At 28.6% G+C, this 16704-nt stretch carries 20 protein-coding genes; 7 read left to right on the forward strand and 13 right to left on the reverse strand.

Going from position 1 to position 16704, the window contains the following annotated elements; translation table 11 throughout:
- The 3 genes from HMPREF0629_RS01510 to proC form a co-directional block, all read right to left on the reverse strand.
- A partial coding sequence (locus HMPREF0629_RS01510; protein ID WP_009221611.1) for a P1 family peptidase occupies positions 1-293 on the reverse strand: 293 nt, incomplete at its 3' end.
- Positions 294-308: 15 nt separating this feature from the next.
- On the reverse strand, positions 309-893 hold the full coding sequence (locus HMPREF0629_RS01515) for a DJ-1 family glyoxalase III (protein WP_009221612.1): 585 nt from the start codon (positions 891-893) through the stop codon (positions 309-311).
- Positions 894-906: 13 nt separating this feature from the next.
- Positions 907-1686: a pyrroline-5-carboxylate reductase gene (gene proC, locus HMPREF0629_RS01520; protein WP_009221613.1), complete on the reverse strand. Its 780-nt coding sequence runs from the start codon at positions 1684-1686 to the stop codon at positions 907-909.
- A gap of 87 nt (positions 1687-1773) precedes the next feature.
- Between proC and HMPREF0629_RS01525 the strand changes: the two genes are divergently transcribed.
- From HMPREF0629_RS01525 to HMPREF0629_RS01545, 5 genes are all read left to right on the forward strand, one after another.
- The gene (locus tag HMPREF0629_RS01525; protein WP_039856417.1) at positions 1774-2334 is read left to right on the forward strand and encodes a chromate transporter; all 561 of its coding nucleotides are present in this window, start codon (positions 1774-1776) and stop codon (positions 2332-2334) included.
- Positions 2327-2890 carry a chromate transporter gene (locus tag HMPREF0629_RS01530; protein ID WP_255263797.1) on the forward strand — a complete coding sequence of 188 codons (564 nt, stop codon included), beginning with the start codon at positions 2327-2329 and terminating at the stop codon, positions 2888-2890. Before HMPREF0629_RS01525 ends, HMPREF0629_RS01530 begins: the two co-directional genes overlap by 8 nt.
- 137 nt (positions 2891-3027) lie before the next feature.
- On the forward strand, positions 3028-3852 hold the full coding sequence (locus HMPREF0629_RS01535) for a DUF975 family protein (protein ID WP_009221614.1): 825 nt from the start codon (positions 3028-3030) through the stop codon (positions 3850-3852).
- Between the two features lie 21 nt (positions 3853-3873).
- Entirely contained in the window at positions 3874-5175 is a 1302-nt protein-coding gene (locus HMPREF0629_RS01540; RefSeq protein WP_009221615.1) for a DUF1576 domain-containing protein, read from the forward strand.
- Entirely contained in the window at positions 5168-5518 is a 351-nt protein-coding gene (locus HMPREF0629_RS01545; protein ID WP_009221616.1) for a hypothetical protein, read from the forward strand. Before HMPREF0629_RS01540 ends, HMPREF0629_RS01545 begins: the two co-directional genes overlap by 8 nt.
- A gap of 130 nt (positions 5519-5648) precedes the next feature.
- Here HMPREF0629_RS01545 and HMPREF0629_RS01550 read toward each other — a convergent pair whose 3' ends face one another.
- From HMPREF0629_RS01550 to HMPREF0629_RS08055, 10 genes are all read right to left on the reverse strand, one after another.
- Positions 5649-6431, reverse strand: a complete 783-nt coding sequence (locus HMPREF0629_RS01550; RefSeq protein ID WP_009221617.1) for a SigB/SigF/SigG family RNA polymerase sigma factor — start codon at positions 6429-6431, stop codon at positions 5649-5651.
- Between the two features lie 10 nt (positions 6432-6441).
- A complete protein-coding gene (locus HMPREF0629_RS01555; RefSeq protein WP_009221618.1) occupies positions 6442-6789 on the reverse strand; it encodes an anti-sigma B factor in 348 nt (115 codons plus the stop codon).
- 1 nt (position 6790) lies between these two features.
- Complete coding sequence (locus tag HMPREF0629_RS01560; RefSeq protein WP_036730436.1) at positions 6791-7096, reverse strand: STAS domain-containing protein; 306 nt, start codon at positions 7094-7096, stop codon at positions 6791-6793.
- Between the two features lie 10 nt (positions 7097-7106).
- Positions 7107-9527: a DNA gyrase subunit A gene (gene gyrA / locus HMPREF0629_RS01565; protein WP_009221620.1), complete on the reverse strand. Its 2421-nt coding sequence runs from the start codon at positions 9525-9527 to the stop codon at positions 7107-7109.
- Between the two features lie 8 nt (positions 9528-9535).
- A complete protein-coding gene (gyrB, locus tag HMPREF0629_RS01570) occupies positions 9536-11455 on the reverse strand; it encodes a DNA topoisomerase (ATP-hydrolyzing) subunit B (RefSeq protein WP_009221621.1) in 1920 nt (639 codons plus the stop codon).
- 14 nt (positions 11456-11469) lie between these two features.
- Complete coding sequence (gene recF / locus HMPREF0629_RS01575) at positions 11470-12555, reverse strand: DNA replication/repair protein RecF (RefSeq protein WP_009221622.1); 1086 nt, start codon at positions 12553-12555, stop codon at positions 11470-11472.
- A complete protein-coding gene (locus HMPREF0629_RS01580) occupies positions 12555-12749 on the reverse strand; it encodes an RNA-binding S4 domain-containing protein (RefSeq protein ID WP_009221623.1) in 195 nt (64 codons plus the stop codon). The genes recF and HMPREF0629_RS01580 overlap by 1 nt, the downstream gene beginning before the upstream one ends.
- An 8-nt stretch (positions 12750-12757) precedes the next feature.
- Positions 12758-13852, reverse strand: a complete 1095-nt coding sequence (gene dnaN, locus HMPREF0629_RS01585; protein ID WP_009221624.1) for a DNA polymerase III subunit beta — start codon at positions 13850-13852, stop codon at positions 12758-12760.
- A gap of 149 nt (positions 13853-14001) precedes the next feature.
- Positions 14002-15345, reverse strand: coding sequence for a chromosomal replication initiator protein DnaA (gene dnaA / locus HMPREF0629_RS01590; RefSeq protein WP_009221625.1), 1344 nt, complete (start codon positions 15343-15345; stop codon positions 14002-14004).
- A gap of 322 nt (positions 15346-15667) precedes the next feature.
- A complete protein-coding gene (locus tag HMPREF0629_RS08055; protein ID WP_218015356.1) occupies positions 15668-15889 on the reverse strand; it encodes a hypothetical protein in 222 nt (73 codons plus the stop codon).
- A 342-nt stretch (positions 15890-16231) separates the two neighbouring features.
- Between HMPREF0629_RS08055 and rpmH the strand changes: the two genes are divergently transcribed.
- Positions 16232-16366, forward strand: a complete 135-nt coding sequence (gene rpmH / locus HMPREF0629_RS01600; protein WP_009221627.1) for a 50S ribosomal protein L34 — start codon at positions 16232-16234, stop codon at positions 16364-16366.
- 2 nt (positions 16367-16368) lie between these two features.
- Positions 16369-16701, forward strand: coding sequence for a ribonuclease P protein component (gene rnpA / locus HMPREF0629_RS01605; RefSeq protein ID WP_009221628.1), 333 nt, complete (start codon positions 16369-16371; stop codon positions 16699-16701).
- Positions 16702-16704: the final 3 nt, after the last annotated feature.

Consider the following 16704-nt stretch of genomic DNA (forward strand, 5'->3'; position numbering starts at 1 on the left):
CATACGGTAACATCCATTCCAAGCTCTTTTTCCTCTAAGTATTTCATAATTCCGCTTGCAGCATTAAGTCCATAAGCAGATCCTCCGCTTAGCATAACACAATTTACCTTCTCTACAAGATTTTCAGGTCTTAATAAATCCGTTTCTCTTGTTCCCGGAGCACTTCCTCTTACGTCTACTCCACATACAGCTCCTTTTTCAGGTATTATTACCGTAACTCCTGTAAGTCCGTCAAAATTTTGTGCATGACCTACTTTTAAATTTCCTACATCAGTTAAATATCCACTATACAAAAAATCACATCCAAATTATTTTACTTCATCTCTTTTTATAAAATCAACTAATTTCACAAAAAGTGTATCTTCTTTTATTTTTTCAACACTGTCTTTGTTTTTTAATGCTTCTATTAATTTAAAAGCTATACTTTGTGCAAATGCAGGTCCCATTCCCGTAATTATATTTTCATCACATACAACTGCATTATCCAATCTATTTTTAGAACTCAAATTGTTTTCATATCCCGGATAGCACGTAAACTTTTTATCTTTTAATAAATTTATTTTGTCAAGTACAACAGGTCCTGCACAAATTGCAGACACAATTTTTTCTTCCATATAGTACATTTCTACAAGTTCAAGTACTCTCTTTTCGGCTGCAAGATTTACTGCACCCGGTAACCCTCCCGGAATATATACCCCTCTATATTCCTCAAAATTTATTTCATCTATTGTCTTATCTGCAATAATTCTTACTCCGTGAGAAGATTTTACTTCTTTCTCTTCAGAAATACTGACAAGTTCCACTTCAAGATTTGCCCTTCTCAAATAATCACAAACTGTTAAAGCTTCTATTTCTTCAAATCCTTCAGCCAAAAAAATAATTAAATCTTTCATATGTTTCTCCCCCTTACATATTTTTAGATTTTTCATTCGCAGCACAAATTGCATCTATAATTGCCGCTCTAAATCCCATTTTTTCTAAAACTCTAACTCCCTCTATAGTTGTACCTCCCGGTGAAGTTACCATATCTTTAAGCTTTGCAGGATGTTCTTGTGTTTCAAGCACCATTTTTGCAGATCCCAAAACAGTTTGAGAAATAAAATTATAGGCGTCTTCCCTCTTCATTCCATTTAAAACCGCACTATCAGCTGCAGCTTCAATAAACATATATACATAAGCCGGCAGACAACCACAAGCTGCTGAAAATGCAGAAAATTGTGACTCATCAAGTCTTGCCGCCCTTCCAAATAAATTAAAAATTTCAATAACTTCTAAAATTTCATCTTCCGTTAAAATTTCATTAGGACATATTGCAGACATTGCCTCAAAAACCATCGCAGGCGTATTCGGCATAGTCATTACAATTTTTTTATTTGGAAGTAATTTATTTAATTTTTCAATAGTAAATCCCGCTGCTATCGAAATTATAATTTTATCATTAACCGTATCTCTTATTTCATCAATTACTGTTTCATACATATTAGGTTTTACGGCTAATATTATATATTTCGAATTTTCTACAAGTTCTGAATTTGAAGATGCTATTTTTACATTTTTATATTCTTCAAATTCTCTTAATTTCTCATTACTTCTATTTGAAATTATAATTTCTCTATTATTTTTTATAAGTCCATAGGCTATGGCCTTACCCATATTTCCAATTCCTATTATTCCTACTCTATTCATAATATCCTCCTTATATTATTATTACATAAATTTTAGAAATTTTCCATTATTTGACAATGGTGTTATAATAAAAACGGTGATTTTATTATGAAAAAAATATCTTTAATTAAGCTTTTTTTGACATTTTTTAAAATAAATGCCGTTACATTCGGAGGCGGATATACAATTGTACCCGTCATAAAGGATGTTTTTGTAAATGATTATAAACTGCTTTCTGAAGATGAAATGCTTGATATTTTGGCTCTTGCCCAGGGAGGACCGGGTGCAATGGCAATATCAACATCAATTTTAACAGGCTATAAATTAAGAGGTGTAGCAGGTGCATTAACTACACTGAGCGCATCAGTTCTTCCATGTCTTATAATTCTCTCAACTGTTTCCATATTTTATTCCAAGTTCAGAACAAATTTTTTTGTAAATGCCATACTTGACGGAATAAGCGGAGTAATATGTGCTGTACTATTACTTACAGTTTATAATATGGGAAGTATTGCATATAAAAAATATCCCGGATTTTCGAGTATAGTCATGATTTTAATTTTTATTTTAGGTTTTTTCCTAAAAGTAAAAACTTCTCATTTGATTCTTCTTTGTGCAGTTCTCGGAATAAGTGTCTTTTTTGTAATAGACAGGAGGTACCATGGATAATTTAATTGTTCAACTGTATTTTACTTTTTTAAAAATCGGAACACTTGCTTTTGGAGGAGGATATGCTTCAATACCACTTATCGAAAGATACATAGTAAATGAAAATAATTGGATTTCTAAAATGGAATTTCGTGATTTAGTCTCAATTTCACAAATGACTCCCGGTCCTATCGCAATAAATTCCGCAACTTTTGTAGGACAAAAAGTCGGCGGTGTTTTAGGTTCGGTTGTTGCAACAGCAGCTATTGTAACTCCACAATTTCTTTTAATGATGTTTCTCGGACATTTTTTATTTAAAAAGAATAAAAAATTTAAAGTTCTTGAATGGATGCTAAACGGTATAAGAGCCGGTCTTGCATCGTTAATTTTTATGTCTGCATTAAAGCTTATACACACAAGTATGTTTCCAAACGGATTTTCAAATGTGAAAATTTCTGCAATAATAACATTTATAATCGGATTTATACTCTATTACAGAAAGGTTGATATGCTAAAATTAATTGCTATAGGTGCAATTCTCGGAATAGTTTTGGAAGCCGGTTTTATATTTATTTAAACTGTTGATTAATTATAAAAACCTCTTAAAGTTATTAACAATTTAAGAGGTTTTTTGTTCATTTGTGGATTACTCAACTTTATTAATTGAATTTTTTATTTAACTAATGCTATAATTAATTTATAGGAGGTATTAAAATGTGGACAAGAAAACAACTTAAGGACAATGCAAAAATATTTTTGAGAAAATATTTAAAAGAGGCTATTATAGTATGTATTATATTTTCAATTCTGAATGCCAATATTAATTTTGAAAAAAGAGAAAGCCATTTTCCTTTTTCCGAAACTAAGTACAAATACCAGTTTCATTTAAATAAATATATGATGCCGCACAAACACTTTTTAAATGTAAAAAGCGAAAACTCAAATTTACCTAAAGAAGGTTTAAAATTATTAAGAATATCAAATATTTTTAAACCTTTAGTATCAATTGTAAGTGCAGCAACTTTTACAATAGCAAACTCTATTATAGTTATGATTATAATTATTTTATCCGTTGTTAAAATTTTTATATTAAACCCGATTAAAATCGGAATGCTGAGATTTTTTATAGACGGATATGAAAATGATAATGCCGACATTTCTAATGTTATAAGTGCATATAGAGATAACTCTTGGTTTAAATTATCCGTTAAATTATTATTAAAAGACATATTTATTGCACTGTGGACCTTACTTTTAATAATTCCCGGAATTTATAAATCATATGAATATTACTTCGTAGATTATATTCTTGCTGAAAACCCTGATTTATCTCTTGGAGAAGCAATTTCAATAAGTAAAGAAATGACTGATGGTGAGAAATATGATATTTTTGTTCTAAATCTTTCTTTTATAGGATGGGAAATTCTATCATCATTGCTGTTTGGACTTGGTGTCATACTTTTAACTCCATATGAATACGCAACATATACAAATCTATATTTATTTGACAAAAAAACTAAACTTGAAACTATTATTTAATCCCATATTACCCCTTTGGAGGTGTTTATTATCGAGACTCAAGTATTTTCAAGACTTAAAAACAACAAATCAATATCAAATAATTTTAAATTAAAATTCATATTTTATTTTGCATTTTTATTAATGCTGAGCAGCCTTGCTTTTAATTCACCTACAGAAATACTAAATGGCATGAAGAAAATTATACTTTCTCCATGCCATTTGATTACAGATTACATAGCAATTTCAAATATAGGTGCCACTCTGTTTAACGGGGGTATTATGACACTTATATCCGCTTTCGTATTAAAGAAAAACAAAGCAACTATAACAGGTCCTATTATTGCCGCAGTATTTACTGTATGCGGATTTTCATTTTTCGGAAAAAACATATATAATTCATTGCCAATTATGTTTGGTGTGTATTTGTATTGCCTTGTTGAAAAAGTAAAATTTAACAAAGTTTTAATTATAAGTATGTTTGCAACAGCGTTATGTCCAATGGTAAGTTTTCTTACATTTTCAGCCGGGCTTAGTTTGAAATATGGAATAATCGCAGGATGCAGTGTGGGAATTTTAATCGGATTTGTAATTTCACCTCTTGCATCTTCATTTCTAAGTTTTCATCAAGGTTATAATTTATATAATACAGGTTTTACCGCAGGAATGATTGGAATGTTCTTAACCGGATTTTTGAGAATGTTCGATAAAAATGTTGAAATCAGAAATATTATATCCTTAGGAAATAATTTAAAAATTTCATTTTTTCTATTTCCATTTTTCTTATTTTTATTTATACTTGGATTTATCATAAATAACAGATCATTTTCCGGATATAAAAAACTTATGAATAATACAGGAAGACTGATTGCCGATTTTGATTTGATATATGGAAGCGGAATAACTCTTATAAATATGGCGATTATGGGAACTATCTCAACTATCTATGTCTTACTGATTGGAGGAAATTTAAACGGTCCGATACTTGGAGCCATATTTACGATAATCGGATTTTCTGCATTTGGAAATCACCCCAAAAATTCAATTCCTATTTTAATCGGAGTGTATCTCGCACAGTTTTTTAATAAATATAATCCTAAATCTACAATATCAATGATAACTGCACTTTTCGGAACAACCTTAGCTCCGATTGCAGGAGAATTTGGAGTAATTTGGGGAATTATTGCAGGTTTTTTCCATGTTTCAATGGTAATGAATATAGGATATTTACATGGGGGAACAAATCTTTATAATAACGGTTTTTCAGGAGGTTTTATTGCAGCAACAATTGTACCTATAATAAAATCTATTAATAATATAATTGAGAGGTTTAAAGATGAATAGCATAATAAAAAAAGAAGAAATAAAAGCAAGAGAAATATCAGATGAATTGATGTACTATTTTTTTTCGGAAAACATTCATACATTTTCAATATATGTAACATTTTATGAAGATCATTTCATTATAAGTGCGAGAGGAAAAACCAAAACTCCACCAAAAAGTGTAGATGACTTAATGTTTATAATGAATTCAAAGAGAATGAGTGAAGTTGAAGATTATTATGACGGAATTTTAGGATTCGGTCACACAGGTAGTGACTATAATATACTCGGAACGCTTATTGATGAGGCAAGTGTAACATTTGAAGATGAAATTTTAAACTTTGTAATAAGAAGAAATTTTTAATAATATAAATTATGCCGGAGATTTAAAAATATTATCTTCGGTTTTTTTATTTTCTGTTCTATTTTAAATTTTTATTATTAATTTTTATAATATAGCTTAGCATAAATAAAAGAGCGGTGTTATCCGCTCTCTACATTATTTTTTTTATCTCTTCTCTCATTTTTTTCAGCACTTTTTTTTCTATTCGAGATATTGTCATCTGAGATATATCTAATTTTTCAGCTATGGCAACTTGAGTTTTCTTTTCAAAGTATCTTTCTATCAGAATAGTTCTTTCCATATCATTTAATTCAGACATAGCTCTTTCTAAAAAATCTTTCATTTCTATCTTTTCAAAATATTTTTCATTTTCTCCAACTAAATCTGCAAGGTTCAATTCCTTATCATCTCCATTAGTGTCATAAGTTACATCTAATGATTGTGGTGTATATACCTTACTTGCTTCCATAGCTTCAATTACTTCTTCAGGTGTTGTTTCAAGATAATCTGCTATATCCTCTACTGTAGGAATTCTTTGAAGTTCTTGAGTTAGTTGAGTTTTAGCATTATTTATTTTTTTGGATAGTTCTTGAATTCTTCGTGGAACTCTGATTGTCCAACCCTTATCTCTGAAATATTTTTTTATTTCTCCTATGATTGTAGGTGTTGCAAATGATGAAAATTCATATCCTTTTTCAAAATCATATCTGTCAATAGCATATATAAGTCCGATAGATGCAACTTGAAATATGTCATCATAATCTATTCCTCTTCCTGAGTATTTTTTAGATAATATTTCTGCTATATACAGATGCTCTTCTATTAAAATATCTCTGATTTCAGGGTCTTTATTCAGTTTATATGCTTCAAAAAGCTCTTTTCTTTCACTTTTATCAAGTTTTCTTCCCAAAATATGATATTCTTCTAATTTCATAGCATCTTCCCTATAAATTAATTATAAATATTATTGATTCATCTTCAATATAACTATCATCTACAAGACATTCTATTATTGTGTTTGAAAGTGAAAGCTGTTCAAGTCTTTCTATTTTTTCTTTACATATTTCAGATATTGTAACTTTACATTTTTCATCTGTTACTTCAATTTCGATATTTATCATTTCGTTGCATTGAAGTTCATACGCTATTGTAAGTCCTTCATTTATTGCCATTTTTATATCTTCAACTGTTTCTATATCAAGGTTTAAATTTGACATTATACCTGATACAAAAAGTCTTACTGAACTAAAATATTCCGCCTTATTTGGTATAGAAAGGTATATATTTTCCATATTAATCCCTCATTTCGAATACGCTGTCAAGCTTTGTTATTGTAAATAATTTTTTTATACTTGATTTTACGTTTATAAGTGTTATTTTATTCTCATCTTCCGAAATTTCATTTAATATAAAAATCAACGCTCCAAGTCCTGTTGAATCAATATATTCAAGTTCCTCAGCATCTATTAATATATTTTTTTTATCTTTTCTGTATTTATTTATAACACTTTCTTTAAATTCAGGTGAGGTATATACATCAAGCTCTCCTTTTGGATACACTATTAATTTTTCTGAATTTTCAAATTCTATATTGAACATACTTTTCTCCTCAATCACCAATATATTTTGCAACTGCAACTACTTCTGAATCTTTTATATTCATAAGTTTTACTCCTGATGTAGATCTTCCCATTACAGAAATACCTTCAGTTTCTATTCTTATTATTATTCCCTCTGAAGTAATCATCATAATTTCATCATTTTTATCAATTATCTTAGCAGATACAAGATCTCCGGTTTTATCTTTTACCTTATATGTTATTATTCCCTTACCTGCTCTTGATTGAATTCTATATTCATCAATCGGTGTAAGTTTTCCAAAACCGTTTTGAGATATTACAAGAAGATACTTATCGGCACTTACTACATCAAATCCTACTACTTCATCATCTTTATTAAGTTCTATTGCTTTAACTCCCATGGATGTTCTTCCTGTAAGTCTTACTTCATCTTCTTTAAATCTTATACTCATTCCCTTTTTAGTTACTAATATAAGTTCATCTTCTCCCGTTGTAAGTCTTGTACCTATTATTGAATCTCCATCCCTTAAAGTCATTGCATTAATTCCTGATTTTCTTATATTTTTTATTTCTTCAAAAGATATTCTCTTTATAATTCCATCTTTTGTAGCCATAACTATATTTAAATTAGGGTCATATTCCCTAACAGGAATTATTGACTGAACTTTTTCATTTGCAGAAAGATTTAATATATTTATTATTGCCGTTCCTTTCGATTGTCTTGAACTTTCAGGTATTTCATATGCTTTAAGAACATAGGCTCGTCCAAGATTTGTAAAGAACAATATCAAATCATGAGTTGATGTTATAAATAAATCATTTACAAAATCTTCTTCTCTTGTAGTAAGAGCTGATATTCCTCTTCCACCTCTCTTTTGAGGTTTATATGTTCCCTCCGGCATTCTCTTAATATATCCGAATTGAGTAAGTGTTATTACAACATCTTCTTCTTTTATTATATCTTCAAGATCAATTTCTCCTGCCGCGGATTTTATTACAGTACGTCTTAAATCACCGAATTTATCTCTTATTTCTATTAATTCATCTTTTATTATAGACATAAGCTTTTCATGATTTTCTAATATTTCGGTAAACTCTGCAATTAATCTTATTAATTCTTTATATTCTTCATCAAGCTTTTCTCTTTCAAGTCCTGTAAGTCTTCTAATTCTCATATCAAGAATTGCTTGACCTTGAATTTCTGTAAGTCCGAATTCTTCAGTAAACTTAATTTTTGCCTCATCATCATTTCTTGATGATCTTACTATTTCTATTATTCTGTCAATATTATCAAGTGCAATTTTCAATCCTTCGACTATATGTGCTCTTGCTTTAGCTTTTTCAAGATCAAATTTTGTTCTTCTTGTAACTACATTAATTTGATGATCTACATAGTATGAAATAAGTTCCTTTAAATTTAATATCTTAGGTACTCCATTTACAAGTGCAAGATTTATTATTCCAAAAGTTGTTTGCATTTGAGTATTCTTATATAACTTATTTAAAACTACATTAGGGTTTGCATCCCTCTTTAGATCAATTGCAATTCTTATTCCCTTTCTTGTAGATTCATCTCTTATTGCAGAAATTCCATCTATTACTTTATTTTTTACAAGCTCTGCAATTTTCATTATAAGATTTGATTTATTAACCTGATAAGGAATTTCTCTTACTACTATTCTTCTCTTATTTTTTTCTTCTTCAATTTCTGCAACTGCTCGAACTTGAATTTTTCCTCTTCCTGTCTTATAAGCCTCTTTTATTCCCTCTCTGCCCATAATATATGCACCTGTTGGAAAATCCGGCCCTTTTATTGTATTCATAAGTTCATCAATAGTAATTTCTTCATTATCTATAAAACTTATTGTTCCGTTTATTACTTCTGTTAAATTATGAGGCGGCATATTTGTAGCCATACCTACCGCAATACCTGCTGAACCGTTTACCAAAAGATTTGGAAATCTTGACGGCAAAACAACAGGTTCAATTTCTTCTTCATCAAAATTCGGTTTAAAGTCAACAGTATCTTTATTTATATCTCTTAGCATTTCCTGAGTGAGCTTTGTCATTCTAAGCTCAGTATAACGCATAGCGGCAGCACTGTCTCCGTCTATATTACCAAAGTTTCCCTGTCCGTCAACAAGAGGATATCTTGTATTAAATTCTTGTGCAAGTCTTACTGCAGCATCATAGATTGATGAATCACCATGAGGGTGAAATTTACCCATTACATCTCCGACAAGTCTTGCAGATTTTCTATATGGTCCATTCGGTTGAAGTCCAAGAACTTGCATTCCGTAAATTATTCTTCTATGAACAGGTTTCAATCCATCTTTAACATCCGGCAAGGCACGAGATACTATTACACTCATAGAATAATCAAGATAGGATTTTCTCATTTTTTCTTCTAATCCTACATCAATTACTCCTTTATCATAAATTTCAGTCATATTTCCTCCTATGCATCTATATTTTCAACAAATAAGGCATTTTCCTGTATGAAATCACGTCTTGGTTCTACTTCAGAACCCATTAACATTGAAAAAGTCTCATCAGCTTCTATTGCATCTTTTATTTCAACTTTTAAAAGTATTCTGTGATCAGGATTCATCGTTGTTTCCCAAAGATCTTCAGGATTCATTTCACCAAGACCTTTATATCTTTTAATGTCAAATTTTTTATCACGTCCAAGCTCATTTAAAGCTCTTTGTAATTCTCTATCATCATAACAATATCTAAGAGCCTTCGTACCTTTTAATATTCCAAAAAGCGGAGGTTGTGCAACATACACATGTCCTTCTTCAATAAGAGGACGCATATATCTGAAGAAAAATGTAAGAAGAAGTGTCATTATATGTGCACCGTCAACATCGGCATCTGTCATAATTATTATCTTATTATATCTTAAATTATCTATTGAAAATTCAGAGCCTATTCCTGTTCCGAAAGCTGTTATCATGGCCTTTATTTCATCAGAATTTAATATTTTATCAAGTCTTGCCTTTTCTACATTCATTATTTTTCCTCTTAGAGGAAGTATTGCTTGAAATACTGAATCTCTTGCATCTTTTGCAGAACCGCCGGCAGAATCTCCTTCGACTAAAAATATTTCTGTTGTTTCGTTATCTGAATTTTGACAATCGGCAAGTTTTCCGGGAAGTGTCATAGATTCAAGTATATTTTTCTTTCTTGTAAGATCTCTTGCTTTTCTTGCAGCTTCTCTTGCTCTTCTTGCTGATAGAGATTTTTCAAGTATTGTCTTTGCAACTTTAGGATTTTCTTCAAGAAAGCTCGACAAATTTTCAGATACAGATGAATCTACGATACCTCTTGTTTCTGAATTTCCAAGTTTTGCTTTAGTTTGTCCTTCAAATTGAGGATTTGGAAGTTTTACACTTATTACTCCTGTAAGTCCTTCTCTAACATCTTCTCCCGAAAGATTTTCTTCTTTTTCCTTAATTATATTATATTTTCTTCCATAATCATTAATACATCTTGTAAGAGCAGATCTAAATCCCGAAAGATGTGACCCTCCTTCTTCTGTATTTATATTATTTGCAAATGTGAGTATATTTTCTGTGTATGAATCCGTATACTGAAGTGCTATTTCAACAGCTGTATTTTCTCTAATTTCATCAATATATATTATTTCCTTGTGTATTGCAGTTTTTTTTCTATTTATATATTCTACGAATGATTTAATTCCACCTTCATAGTGATATGTTTCATCTTTTCCAATTCTATGATCTATAAATTGAATTTTTATCCCCTTATTTAGAAATGCCATTTCTCTAAATCTCTTAGATAAAATTTCAAATTCAAATTCAACAGTATCAAAAATTTCAGGATCAGGTCTAAAAAATATTTTTGTTCCGGTTTCTTCTTTTTTCAGCTTCTCTACTTCAATTAACTGAGTTTTTGCAATTCCTCTCGAAAATTTTTGTTCATATATATTTCCGTTTCTCTTTACATTTACAATAAGCTCCGTGGAAAGTGCATTTACAACTGAAACCCCAACTCCATGAAGTCCTCCTGAAACTTTATAAGCTCCGTTATTAAATTTTCCACCTGCATGTAAAATTGTAAGAACTGTTTCAACTGTACTTTTTCCTGTCTGTGGGTGTATTTCAGTCGGAATCCCCGAACCGTTATCTGATACACTGACAGAATTATCCTCATAAATTTCAACTAAAATATGATCACAAATTCCGGCAAGTGCTTCATCTATTGAGTTATCCACAACTTCATAAACTAAATGATGAAGTCCCTTTGAACCTGTAGAACCGATATACATACCCGGTCTTTTTCTTACAGGTTCAAGACCTGTAAGGACTTGTATGTCTTCTGCTCCATACTGTCTGTTTTTATTTTCTTTCATTTCCTTCTCCTAATCTAATAATTGATAATCTGTCCATTTTTTATTTCATAAAAATCAGCATTTAAACTTCTGAAATTCTCTTCATTTAAATTTGTAGAAGTTATAAATGTCTGCATATTTTTTAAACTATTTATTAAATAAGATGCTCTATTTTTATCAAGTTCTGAAAATACATCGTCAAGAAGTAGTAAAGGGCTGTTTTTTTGATAATTTTTTATAATATCCACTTCTGATAACTTAAGACTTAAAACAACAGTTCTTATTTCTCCCTGTGAACCATAAGTTTTAGCACTTAAATTTTCTATTTTAAAATCTATATCATCTCTGTGAGGACCTATTGTAGTGAACTTTATTTCTAAATCTCTTTTTCTACAATTTTTCAAACTGTCTAAAAATATTTTTTCCATTTCTTCTTCATCAGACATCAGAGGAATTGTACTTAAATATGTTATTTTTAAACTTTCCCCTCCGGATAAATTTAAAAAATGATATTTTACATAATTTTCAAATTCTTTTAAAATTTTAAGTCTTTCCCTTAAAATTTTAACTCCATACTTTGCAAGTTGAAAATCATATACTTCAAGCAAATCATAATTTATATTTTTCTTTAATAATTTATTTCTCTCAAAAATTATTTTTCTATATCTATATAAATTATGCTCATATACAGAACTTAATTTTAAAATTAAACTATCTAAATATTTTCTCCTTTCCGATGGAGAAAATTTTACCATATTTAAATCTGACGGAGAAAATATAACAGAAGAAAAATCCCTTCTATATTGGCTTAAATTCATATCATCAGAATTTATAGAATATTTATTTTTCTTATCCTTATAGATATTTACATCCAAATAATCCTCATATTCAAAATTGATTGAAAGAGCTTTTAAATTTGTCTGTTCTCCTCCAATTTGAATAAGCTCACTGTCTTTTACGGTTCTAAATGATTTTCCAACAGTTAAAACATAAATTGCCTCAAGTAAATTTGTTTTTCCCATTGCATTTTCACCGGTTATAACATTTATTTGTCCTTTTGGATTATAATATAAATATTTATAATTTCTAAAATTTGAAAGCTCTAAATTTAAAATCTTCATTATTCGCCGACAATAAATGTCTCTCCGTTAAATTCAACTTTATCTCCATTTACAAGTTTTTTTCCTCGTCTATATTCAATTTCTCCGTTTACAAAAACTTCTCCCTGTTGTATAAAAAGCTTTGCTTCTCCTCCGCTTTGAACTAAATTTTTAAGTTTTAGAAAACTGTCTAATTTTATATAATTATTTTCCATTTTATCACCTAATTAGCAAGTCTCACAGGTAATACAAGATAAATATAATCTTTGTCATCTTCTTCTCTTATGATACATGGATTAATAGAATCTGTGAAATTAAGTGTAACTTTTTCAGATTCTATTATTCTGACTCCCTCTAATAAATATTTTGAATTAAAGGCTATTTTTAAATTTTCTCCCGAAATTTTCGCATCTACACTTTCTTCAACATTTCCTATTTCAGAATTTGAAGTTATTTCTATTTCAGAATCTTTCATATCTAATTTAACAAGATTTGCTTTATCTTCTTTTGCAAGAAGAGTTGCCCTTTCAAGAGAACTTTGTAAATCATGTTTTAAAACTTCAACGATTATTGACTGGTCATTTTTAATAAGTCCTTCATATTTGAAAAACTCTCCACTTAATAAAGTTGTATAGAAAATAGTTTTATCTAAATCAAATTTAAGTGAATTTCTTCCGATAGTTAAATTTACATATTCTTCATTTTCGATTATTTTTACAAGTTCATTTAAACTTCTTGCAGGAATTATTGCACTTATATTTTCTTCACATTCAGTATCCAAGCTTTTAAGTGCCATTCTAAAACCGTCAAGTGCAACAAAATTTATTTTTTTATTTTTTATATCCATTAAAACTCCTGTAAATGCAACTCTTGTTTCATCAAAAGAAACTGCAAATGAAGTTTTTCTGATAGCTTCTTTAAAATCACTTGATTTTAATTTTATTGTCAAGTTTTCATCTACTCTTGGAAGATCCGGAAATTCATCAGGAACTTGACATTGAATATTAAATTCACTTTTTAGACATTTTATATTCATATTTGTTTGATTTATTTCAAAATCGATGATATCTCCTTGAAGTTTTCTTATAATATCTCCGAAAAGTCTTGAATTTACTACAATTTTTCCTTCATCCGAGATTATTGCGGGAAGTGTTGTTTTTATACTTATTTCAGTATCAGAAGCAATCAGTGTCAATAAATTATCTTTTGCAATTATTAATATACCTTCTAAAATTTGCATTGTTGTTCTTGATGAAATTGCTTTTTGAACTATTGATATATGTCTTGATAGTTCTTTTCTCTCTATTCTAATTTTCATATCTTGCCTCCTATAATAGTATATATAGATAATAATAGTAGTAGGGACTGTTAATTTGTTGATAAATATATTTTAACTGTATATTTAAGAGATTATATTTATTAATAAAATTGTTAATAACTTATAGTTAAATTAAAATTAATCAACAATTAACTTTTAATTTCTTTTATTAAATTGCTTATTTTTATTCTTAGAGAAGTATCTGATGCCATATCACTTTCTATTTTATTATAAGCGTGAATTACGGTAGAATGATCTCTTCCTCCAAATTCTTCTCCAATTTTGGGAAGCGATAATTCCGTTAAATCTCTTGTAATATACATTGCTATCTGTCGAGGATATGCAATGTTTCGAGTTCTTTTTTTAGAATCTATATCTTCAATTGTTATTCTGAAGTTTTTTGCAACAACTTCTTTTATAAGTTTGGAAGTAATTACTTTCTTTTTCTTTGTATTATAAATATCTCTTAAAACTATGGCTGCAGTTTGTTCTGTCATTTCACCCACTGTAAGTTTTGAATAAGCCATAATTCTTGAAAGAGCGCCTTCAAGCTCTCTAATATTGCTTTTTACATTTTGAGCTATGAAATTTATTATGTTGTCAGGTACATTAAATCCTTCGGAATCAGCCTTGGAACGAAGAATTGCAATACGTGTTTCAAGATCGGGAGTTCCTATGTCAACAACAAGCCCCCATGCAAATCTTGAGATAAGCCTTTCCTCAAGAGATTTTATATCCTTTGGAGGTTTATCCGATGTCAGTACAATTTGTTTATTTGATTCATGAAGTTCATTAAATGTATGAAAAAATTCTTCTTGAGTTCTGTCTTTATCAGCTATAAATTGAATATCATCAATTAAAAGCAAGTCAACTTTTCTGTATTTATTTCTAAAATGTTCATTCTTGTTAGTTTGAATTGAATTTATAAGTTCATTTGTAAACTGTTCGCTTGTTACATATAATATTTTTTTATTAGGATCCTGTTGATGTACAAAGTGTCCTATTGCCTGCATGAGATGTGTTTTTCCAAGACCTACTCCTCCATATATAAAAAGAGGATTTGAATGAGCATCTGAAGGATCAAGATAGTTTTCCGCAACTGCAAGAGCAGCGGCATGAGCAAATTCATTACTTTTTCCAACAACAAAATTTTCAAATATGTATTTTGGATTTAATCTTGTTTCAGGCAATAAAGTGTCTTTTTTTCTAAGAGGTATAATTTCATCTTCATCCTCAGTAAGTATTACAGGATCATACTCACATCCTGTAACTTCCTTTATACATTTTTTTATAAATTTAAGTTGAGATTGATTATTTGCAAGCCTTTCCCTTATAAATCTTATAGGAACAGTTACATAAAAAATCTTTTTTTCTTCATCAATTTTTTTTAAATTCATATCTTTAAACCATGTATCAAATGATACAGTAGACATAGATTGTTGTCGTAATTTATTCATTACATCATTCCATATATTAGAAAGATTTGAATCCATAATTTCCTCCTATAAACAAATTTTAATGTTAATTATATTTTATGTATAAGTTTATCAACAATTGTTAATAAACTGTTGATAATTAAAAATAATACAAAAAATTTATACTTTATTGTGAATAAGTTAAATGGTAAAAACTATAAATTTAAGAAAAATACGATAAAAAATAGAGTTTATTAACAATTTAAAAATAAATTGTGAACAACTCAATTTATAAACAGTCCATATTTTTATTCACAACAAAATTATATTATCAACATATATTTTAACAAAAAAATACATACTTATCAACAAAATTAAAACCTACTTTTCAGTAGGCTTTTTATTCATAAATTTTTCCGTTTTTCATCCTATAGACATGAAAATAGTTATTTTTATATATAACTTTAATTCGCCATTCAGGATAAGATAAAATTCTGTTAATAAAAGAATGTTTTACATTTATAGTTTCAATTTGTTCTTGAGTATAATTATTTTCATATAAATAGTCCCACATGAGATTTTTTGCCTTAATTTTTCCAATAACTACATATATTTCACTCAATATTATAAAAATAAGTAATATACTCATTAAAAAGAGTATCTTTTTATTTTTAATGATATTTTTAAATGATGTATTTTTTAATTTTAAGAAGATATAAATTATAAATATAAAAATAAAGCTGCTTACTAAACATAAAAACATAGTATTATAATCCTCATATTATTAAAAATAAATTCTAAATTTATTATAATATAAAAATTTTAAAGTTAATATATTTTGTTTGAAAAATAAGTTTGTATTATCTTTTTTTAAGAACAGAAAATTTAAAAATTGTAAGTTTGCTTGACAATAAAGCCATTGTAACTGTATAATTAAATATTGCAAAGAAAGGAGGAGTTGTAGATGAAGAGAACTTTTCAACCAAAAAATAAGCAAAGAAAAAGAGAACATGGTTTCAGAGCAAGAATGAGAACCAGAGCAGGTAGAAATGTAATCAAAGCCAGAAGAAGAAAGGGCAGAAAAATTCTTTCAGCATAACTATGAGGAAAATAAAGGATTGTTATTTAAAAAAGAATATTGATTTTCAAAGGGTTTATGCGAAACGAAATATTAATGGAAATAAGAATTTAACTGTTTTTTTTAAGAAAAACGGTTTGGATAATAAGAGAGTCGGTTTTACAATTACTAAAAAAATAGGTAATGCAGTGATTAGAAATAAAATAAAGAGACGACTCAGAGAAATATATAGACTTAATTTTGATATTTTACCTGAAGGTTATGACTATGTATTTGTAGTTAAAAAAACTTGTGTAGATTTGAGTTATAAGGAGCTTGAAAAATCTTTTATACATTTGTCCAAGAAGTTAAGGTGATGT

Source organism: Peptoniphilus sp. oral taxon 386 str. F0131, from assembly GCF_000090945.1.
Lineage (GTDB): Bacteria > Bacillota > Clostridia > Tissierellales > Peptoniphilaceae > Anaerosphaera > Anaerosphaera mikwangii.